The 18,842-nt window shown below is 68.4% G+C and carries 19 protein-coding genes and 3 pseudogenes; 10 read left to right on the top strand and 12 right to left on the bottom strand.

Annotated elements, in window-relative coordinates; genetic code table 11:
* Nucleotides 1-231: 231 nt before the first annotated feature.
* Nucleotides 232-426: a hypothetical protein gene (locus ABZ939_RS32840; RefSeq protein WP_361863480.1), complete on the top strand. Its 195-nt coding sequence runs from the start codon at nucleotides 232-234 to the stop codon at nucleotides 424-426.
* A gap of 304 nt (nucleotides 427-730) precedes the next feature.
* Here the strand turns inward: ABZ939_RS32840 and ABZ939_RS32845 are convergent, their stop codons facing one another.
* Together ABZ939_RS32845 and ABZ939_RS32850 are read right to left on the bottom strand one after the other, a co-directional pair.
* Nucleotides 731-961 carry a DEAD/DEAH box helicase family protein gene (locus tag ABZ939_RS32845; protein WP_361863626.1) on the bottom strand — a complete coding sequence of 77 codons (231 nt, stop codon included), beginning with the start codon at nucleotides 959-961 and terminating at the stop codon, nucleotides 731-733.
* A gap of 136 nt (nucleotides 962-1,097) precedes the next feature.
* Complete coding sequence (locus ABZ939_RS32850) at nucleotides 1,098-1,631, bottom strand: hypothetical protein (RefSeq protein ID WP_361863483.1); 534 nt, start codon at nucleotides 1,629-1,631, stop codon at nucleotides 1,098-1,100.
* Nucleotides 1,632-2,030: 399 nt separating this feature from the next.
* Between ABZ939_RS32850 and ABZ939_RS32855 the strand changes: the two genes are divergently transcribed.
* Entirely contained in the window at nucleotides 2,031-2,276 is a 246-nt protein-coding gene (locus ABZ939_RS32855) for a hypothetical protein (RefSeq protein WP_361863485.1), read from the top strand.
* A gap of 142 nt (nucleotides 2,277-2,418) precedes the next feature.
* Here ABZ939_RS32855 and ABZ939_RS32860 read toward each other — a convergent pair whose 3' ends face one another.
* Entirely contained in the window at nucleotides 2,419-3,237 is an 819-nt protein-coding gene (locus ABZ939_RS32860; protein ID WP_361863487.1) for a DUF427 domain-containing protein, read from the bottom strand.
* Between the two features lie 832 nt (nucleotides 3,238-4,069).
* A complete protein-coding gene (locus ABZ939_RS32865; protein ID WP_361863489.1) occupies nucleotides 4,070-5,674 on the bottom strand; it encodes a hypothetical protein in 1,605 nt (534 codons plus the stop codon).
* A gap of 516 nt (nucleotides 5,675-6,190) precedes the next feature.
* Here ABZ939_RS32865 and ABZ939_RS32870 point away from each other — a divergent pair.
* Both ABZ939_RS32870 and ABZ939_RS32875 read left to right on the top strand, forming a co-directional pair.
* A pseudogene (locus ABZ939_RS32870) lies at nucleotides 6,191-6,313 on the top strand (transposase); the annotation flags it as partial.
* Nucleotides 6,314-6,530: 217 nt separating this feature from the next.
* Nucleotides 6,531-6,875 (top strand): hypothetical protein, encoded by a 345-nt coding sequence (locus ABZ939_RS32875; protein ID WP_361863492.1) that lies wholly within the window; start codon nucleotides 6,531-6,533, stop codon nucleotides 6,873-6,875.
* A gap of 1,174 nt (nucleotides 6,876-8,049) precedes the next feature.
* On the opposite strand, the gene ABZ939_RS32880 is transcribed toward ABZ939_RS32875, so the two are convergent.
* From ABZ939_RS32880 to ABZ939_RS32890, 3 genes are all read right to left on the bottom strand, one after another.
* A complete protein-coding gene (locus tag ABZ939_RS32880) occupies nucleotides 8,050-8,598 on the bottom strand; it encodes a hypothetical protein (protein WP_361863495.1) in 549 nt (182 codons plus the stop codon).
* Nucleotides 8,599-8,942: 344 nt separating this feature from the next.
* Nucleotides 8,943-10,304 (bottom strand): nucleobase:cation symporter-2 family protein, encoded by a 1,362-nt coding sequence (locus ABZ939_RS32885; protein WP_361863629.1) that lies wholly within the window; start codon nucleotides 10,302-10,304, stop codon nucleotides 8,943-8,945.
* 392 nt (nucleotides 10,305-10,696) lie between these two features.
* Nucleotides 10,697-11,514, bottom strand: a protein-coding gene (locus tag ABZ939_RS32890) for an IS5 family transposase (RefSeq protein WP_361863498.1) whose coding sequence is annotated in 2 segments (ribosomal slippage) — nucleotides 10,697-11,172 and nucleotides 11,172-11,514 — 819 coding nt in all. Because the reading frame shifts where the segments join, the coding sequence is not laid out codon by codon here.
* Between the two features lie 118 nt (nucleotides 11,515-11,632).
* Between ABZ939_RS32890 and ABZ939_RS32895 the strand changes: the two genes are divergently transcribed.
* Both ABZ939_RS32895 and ABZ939_RS32900 read left to right on the top strand, forming a co-directional pair.
* Nucleotides 11,633-12,100, top strand: coding sequence for a hypothetical protein (locus ABZ939_RS32895; protein WP_361863501.1), 468 nt, complete (start codon nucleotides 11,633-11,635; stop codon nucleotides 12,098-12,100).
* 12 nt (nucleotides 12,101-12,112) lie between these two features.
* Nucleotides 12,113-12,917 (top strand): annotated as a pseudogene (locus ABZ939_RS32900) (IS5 family transposase).
* Between the two features lie 857 nt (nucleotides 12,918-13,774).
* Here the strand turns inward: ABZ939_RS32900 and ABZ939_RS32905 are convergent.
* A complete protein-coding gene (locus ABZ939_RS32905; RefSeq protein WP_361863504.1) occupies nucleotides 13,775-14,209 on the bottom strand; it encodes a hypothetical protein in 435 nt (144 codons plus the stop codon).
* A gap of 210 nt (nucleotides 14,210-14,419) precedes the next feature.
* Here ABZ939_RS32905 and ABZ939_RS32910 point away from each other — a divergent pair, with 210 nt between their 5' ends.
* From ABZ939_RS32910 to ABZ939_RS32925, 4 genes and pseudogenes are all read left to right on the top strand, one after another.
* The gene (locus tag ABZ939_RS32910; RefSeq protein ID WP_361863506.1) at nucleotides 14,420-14,725 is read left to right on the top strand and encodes a transposase; all 306 of its coding nucleotides are present in this window, start codon (nucleotides 14,420-14,422) and stop codon (nucleotides 14,723-14,725) included.
* Nucleotides 14,726-14,980: 255 nt separating this feature from the next.
* The gene (locus ABZ939_RS32915) at nucleotides 14,981-15,316 is read left to right on the top strand and encodes a DNA/RNA non-specific endonuclease (RefSeq protein WP_361863632.1); all 336 of its coding nucleotides are present in this window, start codon (nucleotides 14,981-14,983) and stop codon (nucleotides 15,314-15,316) included.
* Complete coding sequence (locus ABZ939_RS32920; RefSeq protein ID WP_361863509.1) at nucleotides 15,316-15,993, top strand: histone-like nucleoid-structuring protein Lsr2; 678 nt, start codon at nucleotides 15,316-15,318, stop codon at nucleotides 15,991-15,993. Before ABZ939_RS32915 ends, ABZ939_RS32920 begins: the two co-directional genes overlap by 1 nt.
* Nucleotides 15,994-16,349: 356 nt before the next feature.
* A pseudogene (locus tag ABZ939_RS32925) lies at nucleotides 16,350-16,544 on the top strand (transposase); the annotation flags it as partial.
* Nucleotides 16,545-16,675: 131 nt separating this feature from the next.
* Here the strand turns inward: ABZ939_RS32925 and ABZ939_RS32930 are convergent.
* From ABZ939_RS32930 to ABZ939_RS32945, 4 genes are all read right to left on the bottom strand, one after another.
* The gene (locus tag ABZ939_RS32930) at nucleotides 16,676-17,146 is read right to left on the bottom strand and encodes a hypothetical protein (protein ID WP_361863511.1); all 471 of its coding nucleotides are present in this window, start codon (nucleotides 17,144-17,146) and stop codon (nucleotides 16,676-16,678) included.
* Between the two features lie 69 nt (nucleotides 17,147-17,215).
* On the bottom strand, nucleotides 17,216-17,542 hold the full coding sequence (locus tag ABZ939_RS32935; RefSeq protein WP_361863514.1) for a hypothetical protein: 327 nt from the start codon (nucleotides 17,540-17,542) through the stop codon (nucleotides 17,216-17,218).
* A gap of 46 nt (nucleotides 17,543-17,588) precedes the next feature.
* A protein-coding gene (locus ABZ939_RS32940; protein ID WP_361863517.1) for an IS5 family transposase occupies nucleotides 17,589-18,400 on the bottom strand; the annotation gives its coding sequence in 2 pieces (ribosomal slippage) (nucleotides 17,589-18,074 and nucleotides 18,077-18,400; 810 coding nt in all).
* Between the two features lie 142 nt (nucleotides 18,401-18,542).
* On the bottom strand, nucleotides 18,543-18,800 hold the full coding sequence (locus ABZ939_RS32945) for an alpha/beta fold hydrolase (protein ID WP_361863635.1): 258 nt from the start codon (nucleotides 18,798-18,800) through the stop codon (nucleotides 18,543-18,545).
* Between the last annotated feature and the right edge of the window lie 42 nt (nucleotides 18,801-18,842).

The following is an 18,842-nucleotide window of genomic DNA, read 5'->3' on the forward strand; positions in this document are numbered from 1 at the left end:
TACATCGGGGCGTACTACGCGGTACTCGGGAGGGTGGACGCGGTGGCGTTCACGGCGGGTGTCGGCGAGAACGCGGCTCCGGTGCGGGAAGCTGCTCCATCGTGGCCGAGGCGGGATTCGAACCCGCGACCTCTGGGTTATGAGCCTAGCGATAGTGATCCGTAAGAAGCCGCCTAGGCCGGTTCGTTTGGATCACTTCCGCTGGCCGAGGTCGTCGTTGATGATGTCCGTGTGACTCACCGCATCAGCGCTCTGATCTCGGCCTTCGGCGTCCTTGCCAGCGCGATGCTGCTCGCTTTTGCTGTTCGTGAGTACCGCTCTGGGGCGTCGGTCCTCTGGCTCGTGGCTGGCGCCGGGATCTTCCTCAGCGCTTCATACACGCTCGTGCGGGACGTGCGGCAGCTCCGCACTGGGCCGACCGCCTGACAGCCGCACCGTTCCAACCAGCCCCACCGCTCGTTGTCCGTCCGTGCCGTTGACTGACGCGCAGGGCGCGAATCGAGCCTGGGGGAACGGTGTAGCGGGTGTGCTGCGTCGCTTCGATCTTGTCGAGTGAGCGTAGGTGGAGATCACCGTCAGCGCGGGAAGCTGGTTCTCCCCCTCCCCCACCGCCGACATCAACGCCGCCAGTGATTCGGGACTGCTCGTGGAACCGACCCTGCGGGCAGCCAGAGCGTCATGTCCCGAAGCGTCCATCGACGACACGATCACCTTGTGCTCCTGGTGGCCGTCACGGCGGCACGCGAGCGCGGTCTGCACGGCGGCACGCGAGCGCGGTCTGCGCGGCCAGATCCAGCGTGGGCACAACGACCAGAACCAGGCGGGCACCGAGCTCGTCCGCGGCCCGGATCGACACCAGCGTCTTCCCCGTCCCCGTTGCCGCCACATGCAGGGCCCGCGAACCGGGGCGGCGTAGATGCCGCATCACCGCTCCCAGCCCCCGTGCCTGATCCGGACGCAGTTCAGGGCAGCCAGGACGGCGGGTGCTCGACCGAGGTGACCATGACCGACATCATCCCGCACAGGTCCCGGTCAGCAGGGGCGCGCACTCCTGCCTGGTAAGCGGTGTGTTCGGCGGGGCAGTGGGGCGGTGGCGGTCATGAGGCGCTGGTGACGAGCTCGGCCAGCGCGTCGGCGGACTCGGTGGTCAGGCGGTAGAAGCCCTGGAGGCTGACCGAGCGTTCCAGGCGGCCGTCCACCACGTACTTCAGGCTGCGGGTCTTGCCCCGGCCGTTGCGCCAGGTGAGCGTCGGCAGCAGGTCACCGGGTATCTGCGTGTCGAAGCGTACGGGTGTCGCGTCCACGTGCACCGCAGTGGCACCGCACCCTCCGGCGCCGAGCATTGACCAGTCATCGTGCCCGGGAAACGACGGATCCTGCCACGTCGCCGGGGCGGTGCCGCAGCAGCCGTGCCGCTCCATGTCGATCACCCGCATCCGGGACACCACGAACACCTCGCACCGGTTGACATGCAGCGCGTACACCTCGTCGCCGGCACGGGCACCCGACCAGGTGGGCAGGGACTGGTGAACGCCGGAGTAGGCGACCGGCGGCCGCTCCCCCACGCGGCCGGCCTGGCGCAGGGCGCGGCACGTGTCGTGGGTCCACAGGACGGTGAAGGCATCAGACATGCGGTGATCATAGGAACGCGGACTGACAGCCCCGCGTGGCGCCGGTGACCGCGACGGCAGGTCGGACAGCAGTGCCCGCCTGAATCTCGCCGCAATGGCCAATAACAGGTCCTACAGATGGCTTTGGGCGAACATTGCCGTAGCGGCTGGCTGAACATCCTTTGTCACTGACGTGGTGGGCGATGGTAGGAACGTCGAGGGGTTGGGGTTCCGTTTGATGTACGGCCGGGGATCAATGAGCACGTCGGAGCGGTCTGCCGTGTTCCCCACAGGGAGTGGGCCACAGGGGTGTGGCAGGCGATGAGTGCATGGCCAGCCCCACCTGCTGCCGCCTCGCACGGCACAAAGGGACGCCTGGCTGGAAAGCCGGTCGTAGCTCGACAGGTCAAGGCCACCGGCATGCGCACGAACATCGTCCACGAGCTCAAGGGCGACGAAGCCGACGCCGTGATGCTGATGCTGCCAGACGACGGAAACGTGCAGCGTTGGGCCGAAGGCGATCCCGCAGCCGACGAGCTGCTTCGCGTCTGGTACGTCGCCATCACCAGGGCACGCCGCTTTGTTGCTCTCGCTGTGCCTGAGGAGGAAGCCGAGGAGATGGCCCTGCTGCTGACCCAGTACGAGGTGCCCGTCAGGATCGTGTAGGAAGGTTCCGCAGTCTCGGCGTAGGTGGCCGGGCCAGATGGCGAGGTCCAAGGCCGTCACGTGCACCACACCGGCGCGGTCTGTGCCGCCGGATCCGCGCCGCCGGAATTCACCGTCCGGTGGGGCGAGGCCCTGTGCGGAACTACCGCGTCGGCCGGCTGAAGAACGTGACCGGCCGCTCCCGCCGCACTCCGTCTACGACGACGTCGACGGACTCGTCGTAGAAGGCCACCCGGTCCTTGATGATCCCTACGGAGGGCAGGGGATCGGGGTAGCTCCAGGCGATGTCGGGCCGCACGTCGGCGTCGCCGGCCCAGGACCAGTACTCGCTCGCCACACCCTTGTACGGACAGCGGGTACGCCCGTCGGTACGGGTGAAGAGGTCGAGGCGGACGTCCTCTCGCGGGAGATAGAAGCGCACCGGCAGACCCGTCTCGAACAGCAGAACCGGCGTGTGCGTGTCCGCGACGACCGTACCTTCGATCTCGACCTGGACATGTCGACTGCTGGGCAGGGCGTCCACCCGCTTGTGCGGGTCGCGGGGGTGCACGAAGATCTCTTCGTCTTCCTCGTACCAGTGGTCGAGAACCTCGCGCCCGAACCATTCGAAGCTGATGTGGCCGGCCAGATCCTCTCCGGGGTAGGTCCAGGCCGCCGCCCCAACGGTCCGATCGGGGAGCACGAGGTCGTAGAAGACCGTCGCTCCCGCGTGACGCCGCCGGCTGGCGGGCCGCTGCGTTCGCCGCAGCAGGTCCGTCCGGACGTCCCCGGTCGGGAAGGCGTAGAGGGGGACGGGGCGACCGGGCTCCCACACGAGAACCGGCCTACGACTGTCCACGACCGTGACTTCCCCCGCCGTCGCACGCACCCAGCGCTCACTCGGCTCCCAGAACACACTGTCGGACTCGCCCTGTCGGCGTACGACGGGCACGGCTTCCGGGCCGGACTTCGGTGCGGTCATCGGTCTCTCCTCCTCGCTCCGCCTCAGGCTGCCCGGACCAGGAGTCGCGCTACCGGCGGCAGCCGGTGTCCACGCTGCTCCGGATCCCGGCCGGTGGCAAACGACCCGGCCGTCACTCCTCAGGGTGGCCGCGGCGCCGTCGTAGTCGCCGGGGCGGGCCGTGGCGAGCTGCTGGACGCAGCCGCCGGTGAAGAGCGCGGCAGCGGCCAGGCGGGGATGCGCGGTCGCAGTGGAAAGCTTCCCGGGCTGTCTGCTGCGTGAGTAGGGGCGGCGGGCGGTGCCGGAAGGTGAACGACAGCGGCGCGCACGGAGCGGGGCTGTCATAGGAGACGAGGCGGTCCAGTGCGGGCAGGGTGAGCCACCGGTTGGCCGACCGGGCGGGCTCGTCCCGCAGACGGGGGCCCGGCGGCGGGCGTGCCGTAGTGGTGGCGGGCGGCTGGGAAGTCGGCGGTGACGGCATAGTCGGCCGTCTGCAGGGGCTGGTGCAGGGCGGCTGGCAGTTGGGGGCGGTGGCAGACCAGGGCAGGTGGATACCGGTGAGGGCACACCGTTGCAGAAGGCGCATCGTGCGGCGGGTGGCAGCGGAGCCTGGACGTGGTGGAGTGGTCAGAACACCACGTCCACGACCGGGGCGGGCCGCTGCAGCCCGCCCATCGAACGCCTACAGACTCAGCGCCACCCACACGCCCAAATCGGCGCCGCTCTTCAGCACCAAAACGACGTCACGCCTTCAGTAACACCACAACATCACGGCAAAAACGCCAGGTCACAGGACACAGCACCCACTGAAAACGAAACACCGAACCACAGAAGAACCGCCGCCGGGCATCACTCAGCAGAGCCGGATCGGGTAAAGGTCCGGCCCGACGATGTGCGGTCGCGGCGTGGGGTCGTGTTCGTCGTGGCGGAAGTGGCCGCCGTACCAGAGGACCACGTCGTGGCCGTCGATCGGCTCACCGGTGACGAAGCCGTCGATGCGGGCGCGAGAGAGGGCCGGGTCGGTCGTGAAGCCCTGGCCGTCGTCGAGTTCGGTGCCGCGGTAGCGCACGGCCCACAGGTCGCCCGCCCCGTACGCGTCGGCGGTGCCGTCGTGGGGTCCCGGGACCAGGTGGTAGCCCTGCCCCGTGGAGCGGTTCAGGACCCGCCACTGGCGGCGTCGCAGCGGGTTGCGGGTGCGGCGCGTCTCGACCTGGAGGGTCCGCCAGGCCGGGCCGCCGAAGACCGGCGGGTCACTGTACTCGTCGACCCGGTCGTCGGCTGAGCCCGCGATGTCGAAGTCCAGCCGCCAGTACGCGTGGTGAGAGTGCAGGCGGCAGGTGCAGGGATTGGTCACCCCGGCGAAGCCGAACCGCGGCCGGATCACCCCGTCGTCCGCGAGCCGCCAGTCGCTGATGTACCGGTACCAGCCCGCAGCGAGCTCGCTGACGATGCGTAGCTCGGAGCCGTCGTGGTGGAAGGCGACCCCGCGGAAGTTCCCGGTGTCGCTGCCGCTGTCGAGGATGGTGGCCGGCGCGGAGGCGCACAGCCGGTAGCCGGGCCCGGCCGGGTCGCTGCCCTCGGCCGTGAAGCACGCCTCCTGGTTCTGCCAGTCGCGGTAGGTGGGGCCGCATCCGATGCCCGCCCCCTCCGATCCGTACTCCACGTTCAGGATGGGCAGGTGCGCCCGGTGCAGCACCCGGGTGCCGCGATAGTCCACGAACCGCAGCTCCGCACCGGAGCCGTTGGTGCCGGAGGAGCTCCGCGGGCGGACGACGACCAGGTCCCAAAGGGCCGTGCCGCCGGCCAGCACCCGCACCCGCACCGCGCGGTGCCCGGGAGTATCGGAACAGTCGTCCACGCCGGGGGTGGTCTCGCAGTCGTGGCGGGCGGGCCCGGTGACCCCGGGGGGCGCGTGGACGACGGTGAGGTCGCGCATGCGGACGCCGACAATCCGGTGCTTGATCTCCGCGCCGGGGTCGCGCAGCCCCACAGTGACGACCCGCTCGGCGGTCCCTTCCGGGTTCTGGATGTCGGCGAGAGGCGGCATCGGCCGGTAGACGTGGGCGCCATCGTGCCGCAGCACCATGCCCAGTTCGGGGTCGGCGCGTACGGCGGCCACCGCCCGCTCGAACTCCCCGGCGTCGGGCAGCGGCCGGTACAGTACGGCGCTCACCTCCGCCCGCCCCAGGTCCCCGAGCCGCCCCAGGACCTGCACGGACTGGTAGGAGTCCGCGTCGTGGACGACAGCCCGGAAGCGCGCGTCCTCGCCGCCGTCCCGGTCCAGCAGCCGGAACTCTTCCAGCCGCAGCCCGCCCCCGGGCAGTCGGTCCCGCACCCCGGGCAGCCCTGTCAGCTCGCCGGCCAGGGACTCGGCGGCGTCCTCCTCGGTCTGGAACGGCTCGATCTCGACCCGAACCTCCCGGCCGCGGGCACTGCTGTCGTGGGAGGGTTCGCTCATCTCGGAAGCTCCTTGATCGTCGGGCCGGGCACGAATGCCCGCAACTGTGCGTAGCTGTTGGCTACGCACAGTAGTCGACCTGGCGGGCAGATGGGCCCCCCCACGCGCCACGCCCCATCCCGCTCCCTACCGTGTGACCCATGGTGCGCGTGAGGGTGATGGAACGGGCAAACCGACCCGGCGGCGGCCGAGGTACGGGGGCGGGGGCCGGCAGGCGGCGTACGCGAGGAGCGTGCCGGGCCCGTAGCTCACCGCGATGAACGCCCCGGAGAGCGCCGAGCACAGCCGGCTGCGGCTCGCCGACCTGCGGCCGCACCGGGACCGATCTCGTCGCGGTGACGGACTCCGGCGAGGTCCTCGGCTGGGCCGCGTACAGGCCCGGCCCTGAGGGCGACGGGCGCGTCCTGCAGGCCCTGTACATACTCCCGACCGCCTCGGCACGGGCCCTGACCCCAAATTATGGACACCGGAGAGACTTGGATCTTGAGGGCCCAGGAGAACGCAGTCCCCGTGGGGATGAAGCACCATCCCGCCGAGTTCAAGGGGAAGGCGGTCGCGCTGTACCGGTCGAGACCGGGAGCGACGATCAAGACCGACGCCACTGACCTCGGAGTGAACACCGCCGAGACGCTGCGGAACTGTTCCGGGCCGCAGCAGATGCGGCAAGTGCCGGGAAGCAGGGGATGCCGCGGGGCGGTATGGAGCCTCGGGCCGCCAGGAGTTGATACGGCATCGGCCCACTTGGATGCAGCGCAGGGTCGTGCTGGCCGATCGCGCCAAGCGGCTGCGCAAGGGGTAAGAGGTGATCGGGCAGTTCATTGAAGCCGCGCGGAGCGGGCAGGCCGACGATGCGGCCGTGGTCGGGAAGTTGGAGCGGGTCACGACGGCTCCGGGTGCGGGCGGGATGCTGCCGGCCCCGCACCGCGAGCCGAATATGGACGAGAGCTCGTTGCCCGCCGACCACCAGGCAATCATGAGGATCCTGGCCGCGGCCTCGGGGCCGATACCGGCCAACGACGTGAGCGCCGAACTCGGCAGAGGCACCCAGCCCGGGCAGGTCGAACCGGTCCGCGACAAGCACAGGCGCCAGCGGACAGGAGCCCCCGAGATGGCCCGTACTTTCCACGACCGCCCCGCACGCCCCCAGTACCAGGAGCGGCCCTGGCTGACCCCCTTCCTGAAGGACAGCCGCCGGACGTAGCTGCAACGGGCGGCGCACAAGCGAGACCACACCACGCTCAAGCTGCCGCTGCGCGCCAGCAGCGAGCCGCCACTCCCCCAGCGCCGCCGCACCGACCGCGACGCGCACCGACTCAGCCCGACGAACGGCCCCGCCACCGGCGGGGCCGTTTCGCCTCCTGCGGACGACTCAGCTCGTGGGCAGGCAGCAGACAAGCGAGAGCCTCACCGACGGGGGGCGGAAAGGCTGCAGCCAGTGCGGCAGGAGCGCTCCGCCGATGTGCCCATGTGCCGCGCCGCGCGACAGCATCGAGGCGCGCGTCGACGGCCAGACGCACCAGGCCGCGCCGCGCACGCGATCGCTGGAGGCGAGGCCGGCCGACTGCGAGGCCGGCGGAGGCAGCGGATGCCGGAGGCCAAGGAGAAGAGGGCGAAGCGAGGGAGGAACGACAGAGCGAGCAGGCAGCGCCGGGCCGTCACGACAACAAGCCTCTTCCTCCGACTATCACGGAGAAAGAGGTGTCGGCGTACGAAAGGGGCTTGCCCAGGGGGTCTGACCAGGAGCAATGCTCAAGATCCCGAAAGGGGGGTTCACACCTCCGGTAGTACCTCCGGTGCAACGTTCGGTGTAACTGTGCAGACAACTGTGGGTGCAACCCCCCTCTGGGGCGTTCCACCGGGAGGCTTGCCCAGACGGCCGTGCCGTCGAACTGGCGCCGATGTCGGCGAGCCGTCGGCATTGGCGTTCTTCCTCGAGCCGCTGGGCGAGCTGCGCGTGGCCGGCGCAGCGCTCCGCGGCTCGAGAACCAGGCGCTGGAGCGCGGCCGGTTCGAGGGCTTCGACTTCCCACTGGGCCGGCCGGTCTGCGTCGCAGCCGTACCGGCGGGCGAAGGCCGGGCCACCGTGGATCGCCGCTTGACGCCGATGTACTCGAGGTCGAGCCGAGCAGTCAGGCGTGGGCAACCATCGAGGACCGGGTTCCCGCTCTTGCCTCTCACGTACGAGGACGACGAGGTGTAGAGCCGATCAGTCTGTTGCCGCAGGCGCTCAAGAACCAGACGCACTTGGCGCCAAGGGCTGTTCCCCAGTCCGAGCCCCATCGGCGTTTCTGCCAGTCAGCAGTCTGGGCAAGCCTGCGTGAGAGGCGGGCAAGCCTGTCCGCGGAACTCGACTCCCACGCTCCTCGTGGGGGCGTGTCAGCTGGTCGGACTGTAGGTGGGGGCTGCGCCGGCGATGCCGGGTCCGTAGCGGGCGCGGTCGAGGGCGGCTTCGAGGTCGCGGGCCTTGGCGTCGCGTGTGTTGAACGTGAGCTGGTGCACTGCGTGCTCGGCGGGCTGGAGGCGTTCCGCGCGTAGGGAAATGGTGCGGACGCGGGCACGTTGGAGGCCGAGGACGGCGAGGAGCTCGCGTCCGCTGACGGCAAGAACGGGGGTATGGGCGGTCGGTTCGGTGAGCTTTCGCGTCTTCGTGGTGCTGGTGCGGTCGGCGTAGGTAACGGTCAGGGTGAGTGCCTGGGCGATCTCGTCCGGTTCGCGGAGCTGGGCGCCGAGTTGTTCGACAAGGACAAGGACGGCGCGGTGGCGCTGGTCGGTGTCGAGCTCGTCGCGGCTGAAACGATGGGAGACGCTGAGCCCCTTCGGAGCGCCAGCAGCGACGACGGGCCGGTCGTCGACTCCGCAGGCACGGTCGCGTCCCTGGCGGCCGACGGCGCCAAGGATCCGCTGGAGGGTGGCGAGCGGCCACAATGCTGCCGCCGATATCCGGCGTATGGCGGCCGTTACCTCGGCCCGTCGTAGGCAATCGCCACAGGCAGTGCCGGGCAGGCGGGGGAACCCGAGTCGCCGGGGGCGCGTGATCTCAAGCGATCCCGAGCGCTGTGCCCCGGACGAAGGGTTCGTCCCACGCGCCACGGGAGGGGGGCGCGGCAGCTTTCGTCTGGTCTTCTCCCGTCAGCGGTCGGTGGTTGCCTCCACTCCCACTTTGGGGGAGTCGCCACTGAGTTTGCGACGTTGCCCGTCCTGGCCGCACCCCGGATGCGCGAGTGGGGTGCGCGCCCTCAGGGGGCGCGCACCCCACTCGCTGCCGGCGGTCAGTGCACGTGTGCGGCCGACGCGTGCGCCGTTTCGGGGGTGGTGTCGTGCTGAGTGGTGGCGGTGTCCGCGGTGTCACCCTGACTGCTGCGGCCGATGTGGTTGAAAGCGAGGTTGAGCAGTACCGCGACGACGCAGCCGGTGCTGATGCCGGAGTCGAGGATGATGCGCATGCTCTCGGGGAAGGCGTGGTAGAAGTTCGGGCTGGCCATGGGGATCAGGCCGATGCCGAGGCTGATGGCCACGATGAGGACGTTGTCGCCGCGTTGGAGGCCGGCCTGGGCGAGGGTCTGGATTCCGCTGGCGGCCACGGTGCCGAACAGGGCGAGGCCGACGCCGCCGAGGACGGGCTGCGGCACCAGGGAGACGACTGAGGCGAGGAACGGGCACAGGCCCAGCAGGATGAGGATGCCGCCGCTCGCGGCCACGACGTACCGGCTGCGGAGCTTGGTGATGGCGACCAGGCCGACGTTCTGCGCGAAGGCGCTGGCGGCGAATCCGTTGAAGAGCGGGCTCAGCGCGGTGCCCAGGCCGTCCGCGCGCAGCGCGGCGGCGAGGGTTTTCTCGTCCGCGGGCTTGTCGACGATCTGGCCGAGGGCGATCACGTCGGCAGTGCTCTCGGTCATGGAGACGATCATCACGATGATCATGGAGATGATCGCGGCGACGGCGAACTGCGGAGCGCCGAAGTGGAAGGGCGTGGGGAAGCCGATGACGTCGGCATCGGCGACGGCGCTGAAGTCCGTGAGGCCGAGGGGCAGGGCGATGAGGGTGCCGGCGACGAGTCCGAGCAGGATGGAGATCTGCTTGAGGAAGCCGCGCAGCACTCTGCGGAGCACCACGGTGATCAGGAGTGTCACGGCGGCGAGGCCGATGTACTTGATGTCTCCGTAGTCCGCGGCCTGCGGGTTGCCGCCCTGGGACCAGTTGAAGGCAACGGGCAGCAGGGACAGGCCGATGAGCGTGATGACGGTGCCCGTGACGACGGGTGGGAAGAACCGGATGAGTCTGCAGAACCAGGGGGCGAGCAGGAAGCCGAACACTCCGGCCACAATCACGGCGCCGTAGATCACGGGCAGTGCGTCGTCGGGGCTCTCGGCCTTGGCGATGGCGAGCATCGGGGCCACGCCGGCGAAGGAGACGCCGTTGACGAAGGGGAGTCGCGCGCCGATCTTCCAGAAGCCGATGGTCTGCAGCAGGGTGGCGATACCGGCGGTGAAAAGGCTGGCGCTCATCAGGAATGCGATCTCTGTCGTGCTAAGTCCCACGCCGATGCCGACGACCAGAGGTGGGGCGACGACGCCGGCGTACATGGCCGCCACGTGCTGGAGACCGGCGCCGAGGAGCTTTCCGAACGGCAGGGTCTGGTCGACGGGATGCTTCGCGGCGGGGGCCGTGGCCGGGTCCGGCGCGGGGGCCGGGGCGGGGCTGGGGGTGGCGGTGGGCGACACGGGAGGTACCTCCGGGGCTGCTGTGGCACGGCGGTCGCCGAGGAGGGGCGCTGAGGGGCGGCCGATGCCTCGGAGGGGCCGAACCACCAACTCGCCGGAGTCGAAACGTTCTTCATCGCTGCAGACCCCGCCCTGGCCCACATCTCCTCCACCCTCGTCACCGCGACAAGTCAACAGGACCGTGTCCAGGGGGATGATTTGAGCGAGCTTCTTCCAGCAGGTGAGGGCAGCAGCGAAGGTCCCCAAGACGGGTCCTGTGCGGTGAGGCGGACAAGCCATTTGTAGCAGCCTGAGACCGTGTCCTATGTGGTGAGGCGGACGAGTCGCTTGTAGCAGCAGATGGCGGCGGCGAGGCCGAGGAAGGCCAGGTAGTTGCGAGGATGTCGCTCGTAGCGGTGGTTGAGTCGGCGGTAGCCGGTCAGCCAGGACATGGTCCGCTCGATCACCCACCTGCGTCGCCCGAGTTGTTCGCTGGACTCGATGCCCTTGCGGGCGATGCGGACGCCGATACGTTTCCCGCGGAGCCATTTCCGCAGCTCAGATATGTCGTAGGCCTTGTCGGCATGCAGACGCTGCGGCTTGAAGTGTCGGCCGCGATGGGGGTCGTGTCTCGTTTGGTGACCGAGCACCATGGGCTTCAGGGCCTGGCTGTCATGGGTGTTGGCCGCGGTGACACCGACGACGAGGGGCAGTCCGTTCGCGTCCGACAGGACGTGCATCTTGGAACCCGGCTTGCCTCGGTCCACGGGGCTCGGACCTGTGAGTTCGCCCCCTTTTTCGCCCTGACGTGGGCGGAGTCGAGGACCACACGGGACAGATCGAGCAGGCCGGCGTCGTCGAGACGGTGCAGGATCTCCTCGTGCAACCGGCCCCACACTCCGGCCCGCGACCAGATCAGGAATCGTCGGTGCGCCGTCGACTTCGATATCCCGAAGCAGGGCGGCAAGGCCCGCCAGGCGCAGCCGCTGACCAGGACGTAGATGATCGCGGCGAACAGCGTCTCATCAGGCGTGTCCTGCGTCCCGCCGCCCTGCGGCCGCACCCTCGACGGCGGGATCAGCGGCTTCGCGATCTCCCACAGCCCGTCCGGAACGATCCAACTCCACGTACCCCGCCCCATGACCAGCCCAACGACCGCCTCACCACATAGGACACGGTCTGAGACGTCATCTCATTTGGTGGGTCTGCACGACGATTCGTCGGCCCGTAGGAAGCCATGAGCGGGGGGGCGAAGGCCGATGCAGTATGTCAATCTCGATGGGCAGGTCGGCGACCTGTCAGGGGTCTTGGACGCGGCTCGCTACCTAGACCATCTGCCCTCGATCTCTGGTGATCTGCCGCCAGGTGCTCGTGCCTTCGCCACCGCCACGGACCACTACGACTTCCAGAGCGGGCGATGTGTGAAGGACCTGACGCTTCGGGCCGTCCGGGGTGCTGGCGGTGAGGTGATGGAGGTCGAGTTCCAGCACAACTGTTGGAAGCACGACCAAGACCTGCTGATCCGCTACACAGGGGTATCCAGCTTCGTCATCGACCCTGCCGACGAGGACCGAGGGGCTGACCTCGGGGCTGTGATTCTCGACGAGATCCTGCCTCACAGGGACGGCTGCAAACACGAAGTCGCCTGCTGGGACGGCACACTCGCCATTGTCTGCCGTGACCTCCAGGCGACCTGGACCGAGACCGACTGCTCAAGCAAGTCGTAGGCGAGACACTTCGTGGGGATTGTGGAGCGGCTGGTGCCGGATGAGCTGTGGGAGCTGTTCCAGCGGGCGGTGCCGGAGGCACCGTCGCGGCCTCAAGGCGGTGGACGGCGTCGGCATGGCGACCGGGAGGTCCTGGCGGCGATCGTGTTCGTGGCCACGTCGGGCTGTACGCGGCAGCAGCTGCCGACAACGTCTTTCGGCTTGTCAGGGCCAACCGCCCATCGGCGGTTCAGCGAGTGGTCAAAGGCTCGGGTGTGGGCAAACGCTCGACTGCGTGTTGCTCGACGAACTCGGTGCCCGCGGTGAGTTGGACTGGTCCCGCTGCGCGATCGACTCGGTGAACATGCGGGCCACGAAAAGGGACCTGACCGGTCCGAATCCTGTCGACCGAGGCAAGTATGGCTCAAAGAACCACTTGATCACCGAACGGACAGGTCTGCCCATCTCTGTCGGGATCTCGGCGGCGAACCTGCACGACGGCCAGGCCCTGATCCCGTTGGCGAAGGGCATACCGCCAATCTGGTCCCATCACGGACGCAGACGGCGCAAACCAGGCAAGCTCCACGGCGACGAGGGATACGACTACTCCCACCTACGGCGATGGTTACGGGGACGCGGCATCACCCACCGCATCGCCCGCAAGGGCATCGAGAACTCCTAACGACTGGGCCGCCACCGCTGGACCATCGAACGCACCACGTCCTGGCTCGCCGACTGCCGCCGACTCCACCGACGCTACGAACGCAAAGCGGACCACTTCCTGGCCTTCACCAGCGTCGCCTGCACCCTCATCTGCTATCGCAGACTCGCCAAATGAGATGACGTCTTAGACGCTTGGTTCGAGTGATCGTGCGTGTGACGATCGTGCCGTGTGCGCGCCAAGGAAGGCAGTTGCGCGCGCGGGCGCTCAAGGGGCCGAGGAGGGGTGATGCATGGAAGTGTTCACAGGGAGAGCGGCGCGGCTGGTCGTCCGCAACAATTGAGAGGAGGCGCTGGACCTGATGGTGGAGCCCTGGGGTGACGTCCACCGGATCTTACCGAAGGAGACCTGCGTCGTTGTCACTCATTCCCATGCGGGAGATGCGTCTTGGCCCGGGACGCAGCCTGGGGACGAGCCGTTCCAGGTTGACCATCGGCCCGACTCGGTCACGGTATGGGCTAACGGCCACTGCTTTCACTTCAGTGACAGGAGAGGCAACGAGATCGACCCGTACGTCTACGGAGGGTGCCCTGCCCAGAACCCGGCCACCTGAAGGAGTGCTCAACCTTGTGGATCAGCGGTTTGCGGCTCATTGAAGCGGCCGAAGCCTGCGGGCGCGAGGACGGTTGCTGTGTTGTCGGAGCCAGCGTGCGTCACACCCCCCACGTGCCGAGCTTTCAGACCAGGCAGGCGACCGGTGACGCTCACGAGAAGCGCGTCACCCAGGAACTCAACCGCCGAGGCTGGCATGTCGGCCCCCGGGGACAGGGAATCATAGGCGAGCCCGTACGGCTCGCCCTGCACAGCACCACCAGCTCGCCGCGATAGACGCCCGACCTCATCGCCGCACAGGGGCGGCACGTCGCACTTCTACGTCGCCTGGGGAGGCGGTTGGCGGTCGCAGCCTGGTCGGAACGTTCACGAGTTTCGGCTCTGGCTCAACTTCTGAGTGCGGGCTCTGAACCTGAAACGGCTCAAGCGACGATACGGGCGATGGCGGGGTGGGCGTTGCTGCGGTCCAGGAGTCTGACCGCTACGGCCCCGAAGAGGCGGCTTTCACCGGCCGGCAGCAGAACCTCAAGCTGCCGCCCGGCCACGTCGCACACCACCATCGAGAGCTCGGCCACGATCTCGACATCGGTGTCAGGGGTGCCGAGCTGCAGTTCCGAGACGACACCGTCAACGGTGGAGAGGAAGACGCCTTGGGCCCTCACTGTCAGGCCCGCGCGGTTCCGGCCTCCGCCGGAGTTGCGGAACCGTGCGGCACAGCGAATGTGGACTGTTCCCCCACGGTTCAGTGCGGCAACCGTCTGGGAACTGCGCCTGCGGCGCCATCGCTTCTGAATCCGGTGAAGGATCGTATTGGCCACGATCACGAAGATCATGACGAGGAAGAGGGTGTCCCACATCAGCATCTCCTGTAGCTCAGCATTTCGTGACCAAGATCGGGCTCAGACTGACACGCCACAGGCCCCTCACCCTGGGATCATCCCACGGCCGCCTTTCGGCTCTCCGGCCACACCAGGAGATGCCTGCACGAGAGCGGACACCGGCGCTGGCCGGCCAGCCATGTCACCGGAGCACAGGCTAGGCCGTGTGTCGAAAGTGGATCTTGAGCGATGGATGATCACGGTTCATGGGGCGGGGAGATCTCACGGACGAGCAGTGGGCGGTGCTGGAGCGGTTGTTGCCGAAGGGGACGAAGGCGGGGGCGGCCGCCCGTCTGGCCCCGGCGGCAGCTGATCGACGGCATACGGTTCCGTGTCCGTACCGGTGTGCCGTGGCGGGACGTGCCTGTCGAGACGGGCCGTGGGGCCGGGTCTACGACCTGTTCCGCCGGTGGCAACGGGACGGCACCTGGCATCGGGTCTTCACCCGGCTCCAGTCCCTGGCCGACGCGAAGGGCGCGATCGCGTGGGACCTGAGCGTCGATTCCACGGTGTGCCGCGCCCACCAGCACGCGGCCGGGGCCCGCAGGCAGGGTGACCTGCAGAAGGAACCGCCGGGCGGCGTCTTCACCGAGCCGGTCGATCACGGGCTGGGACGCTCACGCGGCGGGTTCACCACCAAGCTGCACCTGGCCGTCGAGCAGGGTCAGAAACCCATGTCGATCGTGGTGACCGCAGGGCAGCACGGCGACTCGCCGCGACGCACGCGACTCACTCCGCCCGCCGGGCTTCATCAACGGGAACGACCACAACCAGGCCGGCGGCCACATGCTCGCCCGCAGGCTCGGCGGCTCCGGCGACACCCTCGACAACCTCTTCACCATCACGCAGAACCCGACCAACAGCCCCGAGATGCGGGACTGGGAACGGGACACCTACAACGCCGTGAAGAAGGAGGGGGCCGTCACCTACAGCGTCTACCTGGAATACACCGACGACAAGAAGGACTCCATCCCGAAGTACATCCAGCTGGAAGCGTACGACCGGAAGGGCAACGTCGTAGTGGATACGATGCTGGACAACCCCGCTCATGCCGAGCAGCAGAACCGCCGCCGCCTAGGACTCTGATGACTGCCATCGACGACCTCTTCCAGCTTTGCCCGCCGCCCGCCGGTACCGTGCCGGCCGACTGGGCAGCAGTCGAGCGCACCCTCGGCATGCCGCTGCCCCGCGACTACAAGCAGCTCGCTGACGCTTACGGGCCGGGGGCCTTCTGCGGATTCCTCAGCTTCTACCACCCGCTCGCGCCGACCGAGTGGGTTGACCTCACTGGTCCCATGCCGAGCAGGATCCGCCAGCAGCTCCAGCAAGACCGCGACGGGGGCACCTTCCCCGTCCCCCACGACCCACAGAGCCTGTTCCCGATGGGTGTGACGGGCAACGGCAACTACCTGTTCTGGATCACTGAACCGCCGACAGCACCGGACCGTTGGCACGTTGCTGTCAACGAGGCCCGCGGGCCACGCTGGTACACCCACGAGGGCAGCATCACGGACCTCCTCCTTGCCGTACTCAGTGGCCGGGAGAGTGTCCCCCTCTTCCCCCGCGACCTCCTCGACCAAGGTGTCTACTTCGCTCCCTCGGAACCGAACCCGCCCGAGCCGCCCAGGGTGACACGGCCGACCGGTGCCATGAGCTCGAACGAGATCCGCACCTGGGCCCGCGCCCACGGCTACGACGTCCCCGACCGCGGCCGCATCCCGGCCACGATCATCGACGCCTGGAGGAACGCCGGAAACCGATAGCCGCAGGTCGCTCTCAGCACGGCCAGATGCCGTTGATCAGGACGCCGTACGGAACCAGGACCACGTTCCACCTCGATCCCTCGTACTTCGGCCCGGGCGAGGCAATCGCCTGGGCACTGCGGCCAGAGGAACTGCGCGGAGAGGGACGCGAGACACACCTCTCACCTGCGACGTTCCCGATTCCCGATTCCCGACCTGCGCTTAGGGGCCGTCGGTTCAGCGGGCGGGTAGAGGATGGCATCCATGATCCGGCGCAGGTCGTGCTTGTTGGGCCGACACCGGATACCGCACCAAGGGCTATCGACCACGGCGCCACCCTCCGCATCGACGGCGAAGTCACCCGCCGCGCCCCTTCCCAGAAGGGCTTCAAGGTGACTCCGCGGCGCTGGGTCGTCGAGCGGACATTCGGCTGGCTCATGCGCCACCGCCGCCTCGCCCGCGACTACGAGACCCACCCCCACCGCTCCGAAGCCATGATCAAGGTGGCGATGATCGACGTCATAAGCCGCAGACCCACCCGCAATTCAACCCCGAACTGGCGCGACACATGACAGCCGCGCACGGCGTCATCACGAGCTTGCCGGCCCGGTAGCCGCTTCACCCTGGTGCAGCAGCTCACCCCGGAACCCCCTGCCGCCCACGCTCCGGCCTGCGTCGACGACTACACGGGGGCGCACACCACTCAGGCAGGCGCGGTCGTGCGGGTCACCCGGGACCACGGCCGCGAGGTTGAGGTCCGCGTTTCAGTGAGGCGCCCCCTCGTCACACCGTCAGGGTCGGGAACGATGAAGGTGATCGCGCGCTCTCCGTCGTCATCCCTCCCGGGGAACGAACCGAAGAACACTTCAGAGGAATCACCGAGCGTCGCCTCAAACTCCTCCATTTCGTCCCTTCCGGCGATGAACTCCACCTGGAGCCGACACAGATCGACGCCCCTCACCCCCACGACACAGTCGTGCTCCTCTTTCGCGATGTGCAAAATCTCCGCCTTGGCCTCTGGACGGTACGAAGCGCCCCGGATGCGTCCGTCCAAATAGACACTGACGCAGCTTCTGGGCATCAGCAGGCTACGGACGAAGAGGTAGTCGGCAGCACTGCGACAGGCGAACCAGTTGGTCTGGCCACCGCCGTACGCCACGCGCTCCAGAACCACCGCCTCGAGCGGAGATGCGTCAACCAGTTGGCTGGTCTCTAAGAACGGCTAACACAATGACGTGGCGGACTACCAACAGGCGATGCATCGGGTGAGGTCTTCCGAGAGGAAGACGATGAACCGTCGCTGCGGTCCGGTGATCCTCGCCAAGTAGATTCGGGCGGCCCCTGCGGCGTGAAGCCTGTCGACAGCGTCGGCCAGTCCGGGCCGAGGGACGACGCCGGTGTCGAGCATGACCTGGTGCCGGTGGGACCGGATGTCCCAGAGCTGGCGGGCAGGGACCGTGTTGCTTCGGAAGAGCTCGAAGTTCACGCCGACTTGGAGTTCGGCCAGAGCCGCACGTGCAGACGCGCTGTCGTGCTGGTCAAGTACGGACTCCAGGTCTTCGCGGTTCATGCGGCCAGTCTGCCGGACCCCTTCGGCCGCGTGAGGCGGGTGCCAGTCAGGTCAGGGCCCGTACTTGACGGTGGGTGATCAGGCAGCAGGCGAGCTTGAGGAGGGCTTCATGGATGTCGGCCCGGCGTTCCCAGCGGACGCGGAGCCGCTTGAAGCCGTGGAGCCAGGCAAAAGTCCGCTCGACGACCCACCGGTACACGCCCAGGCCGCTGCCGTGCCGGGTGCGGCGGCGTGCGATGACTGGCACGATGCCGCGGGCCCGGACCTGGTCGCGGTAGATGTCGTGGTCGTAGCCTCGGTCTGCGAACACGGACTGAGGTTTACGCCGGGGCCGGCCGGGCCTTCCCCGGACAGGTGGAATGGCATCGAGCAACGGCATGAGCTGGGTGACGTCGTTACGGTTGCCGCCAGTGAGGATGACCGCGAGCGGGGTGCCGTGTCCGTCGGTGATCAGGTGATGCTTGGAACCGGCTCGCCCTCGGTCGACCGGCGATGGGCCCGTCTGGAGCCCCCTTTTAACGCCCTGACGTGGCTGGAGTCAACGGCCGCTCTCGACCAGTCCAGCCTGGCGGCGGCGTTCAACTCGGCCAGCAGCACCTCGTGAAGCCGCTGCCAGACCCCGGCCTCGTTCCAGTCCCGCAGCCGCCTCCAGCACGTCATTCCCGAGCCGAAGCCGAGCGCCTGCGGAAGGTGTTCCCACTGAATGCCGGTCTGGAGGACGAACAGGATCCCACAGAGCACCTGCCGGTCCGGGACAGGCTTCCGACCCGGGTACTTGAACCTCCGCTCCCTCTTCGGTAGCAGGGGCTCGATCCGCTTCCACAAGTCATCCGACACGATCCACGGCGAAGCCCCCATGCCCTGAACAACACCCGACCTGGTGGCCGGACACGGCCACTAGGACCGATCCACCTCATTGTGTTAACCGTTCTAAGGCCCGTGGTCGGCGTCTATCGCACAGGGAGCGCTCATGAGTCATCGTCCGTCGCACAGCCGCTCGCTACGGGGTCACCGGTTCCCGTCGCCGCTCGTCGCCCTCACCAGAGTGGGCGATCACCGGGCCGTCGATGCGCCGGAGGCTGTCCCCGATGGCGTCCGCGTCGTCCCGCATGCCCACCGGGCGGGCGCCGTCGTACCGACCGGCCGGTGGATTGGCGCTGGGCAGGTCGACGGCGTGGGACCGCCAGCGGTCGGCGTCGAGCGCGGCACGTACGGGGTCCCAGCACCAGGCACCGTGCCAGGCTCCGTGGACCAGCAGGAAGGCCGCCGGTCGGTGTCAGCGTGAGCGTACCTCCGTCGG

This window comes from Streptomyces sp. NPDC046712 (assembly GCF_040645695.1).
Classification (GTDB): domain Bacteria; phylum Actinomycetota; class Actinomycetes; order Streptomycetales; family Streptomycetaceae; genus Streptomyces.

What these genes read in the sequence shown, in the direction of transcription:
- ABZ939_RS32850 (WP_361863483.1), bottom strand. Translation starts at nt 1,631, where the DNA reads ATGTCTGATGCCTTCACCGTCCTGTGGACCCACGACACGTGCCGCGCC.
- ABZ939_RS32935 (WP_361863514.1), bottom strand. Translation starts at nt 17,542, where the DNA reads ATGAACCGCGAAGACCTGGAGTCCGTACTTGACCAGCACGACAGCGCG.
- ABZ939_RS32865 (WP_361863489.1), bottom strand. Translation starts at nt 5,674, where the DNA reads ATGAGCGAACCCTCCCACGACAGCAGTGCCCGCGGCCGGGAGGTTCGG.
- ABZ939_RS32895 (WP_361863501.1), top strand. Translation starts at nt 11,633, where the DNA reads ATGCAGTATGTCAATCTCGATGGGCAGGTCGGCGACCTGTCAGGGGTC.
- ABZ939_RS32920 (WP_361863509.1), top strand. Translation starts at nt 15,316, where the DNA reads ATGACTGCCATCGACGACCTCTTCCAGCTTTGCCCGCCGCCCGCCGGT.
- ABZ939_RS32910 (WP_361863506.1), top strand. Translation starts at nt 14,420, where the DNA reads ATGGATGATCACGGTTCATGGGGCGGGGAGATCTCACGGACGAGCAGT.
- ABZ939_RS32860 (WP_361863487.1), bottom strand. Translation starts at nt 3,237, where the DNA reads ATGACCGCACCGAAGTCCGGCCCGGAAGCCGTGCCCGTCGTACGCCGA.
- ABZ939_RS32855 (WP_361863485.1), top strand. Translation starts at nt 2,031, where the DNA reads ATGCGCACGAACATCGTCCACGAGCTCAAGGGCGACGAAGCCGACGCC.
- ABZ939_RS32905 (WP_361863504.1), bottom strand. Translation starts at nt 14,209, where the DNA reads ATGTGGGACACCCTCTTCCTCGTCATGATCTTCGTGATCGTGGCCAAT.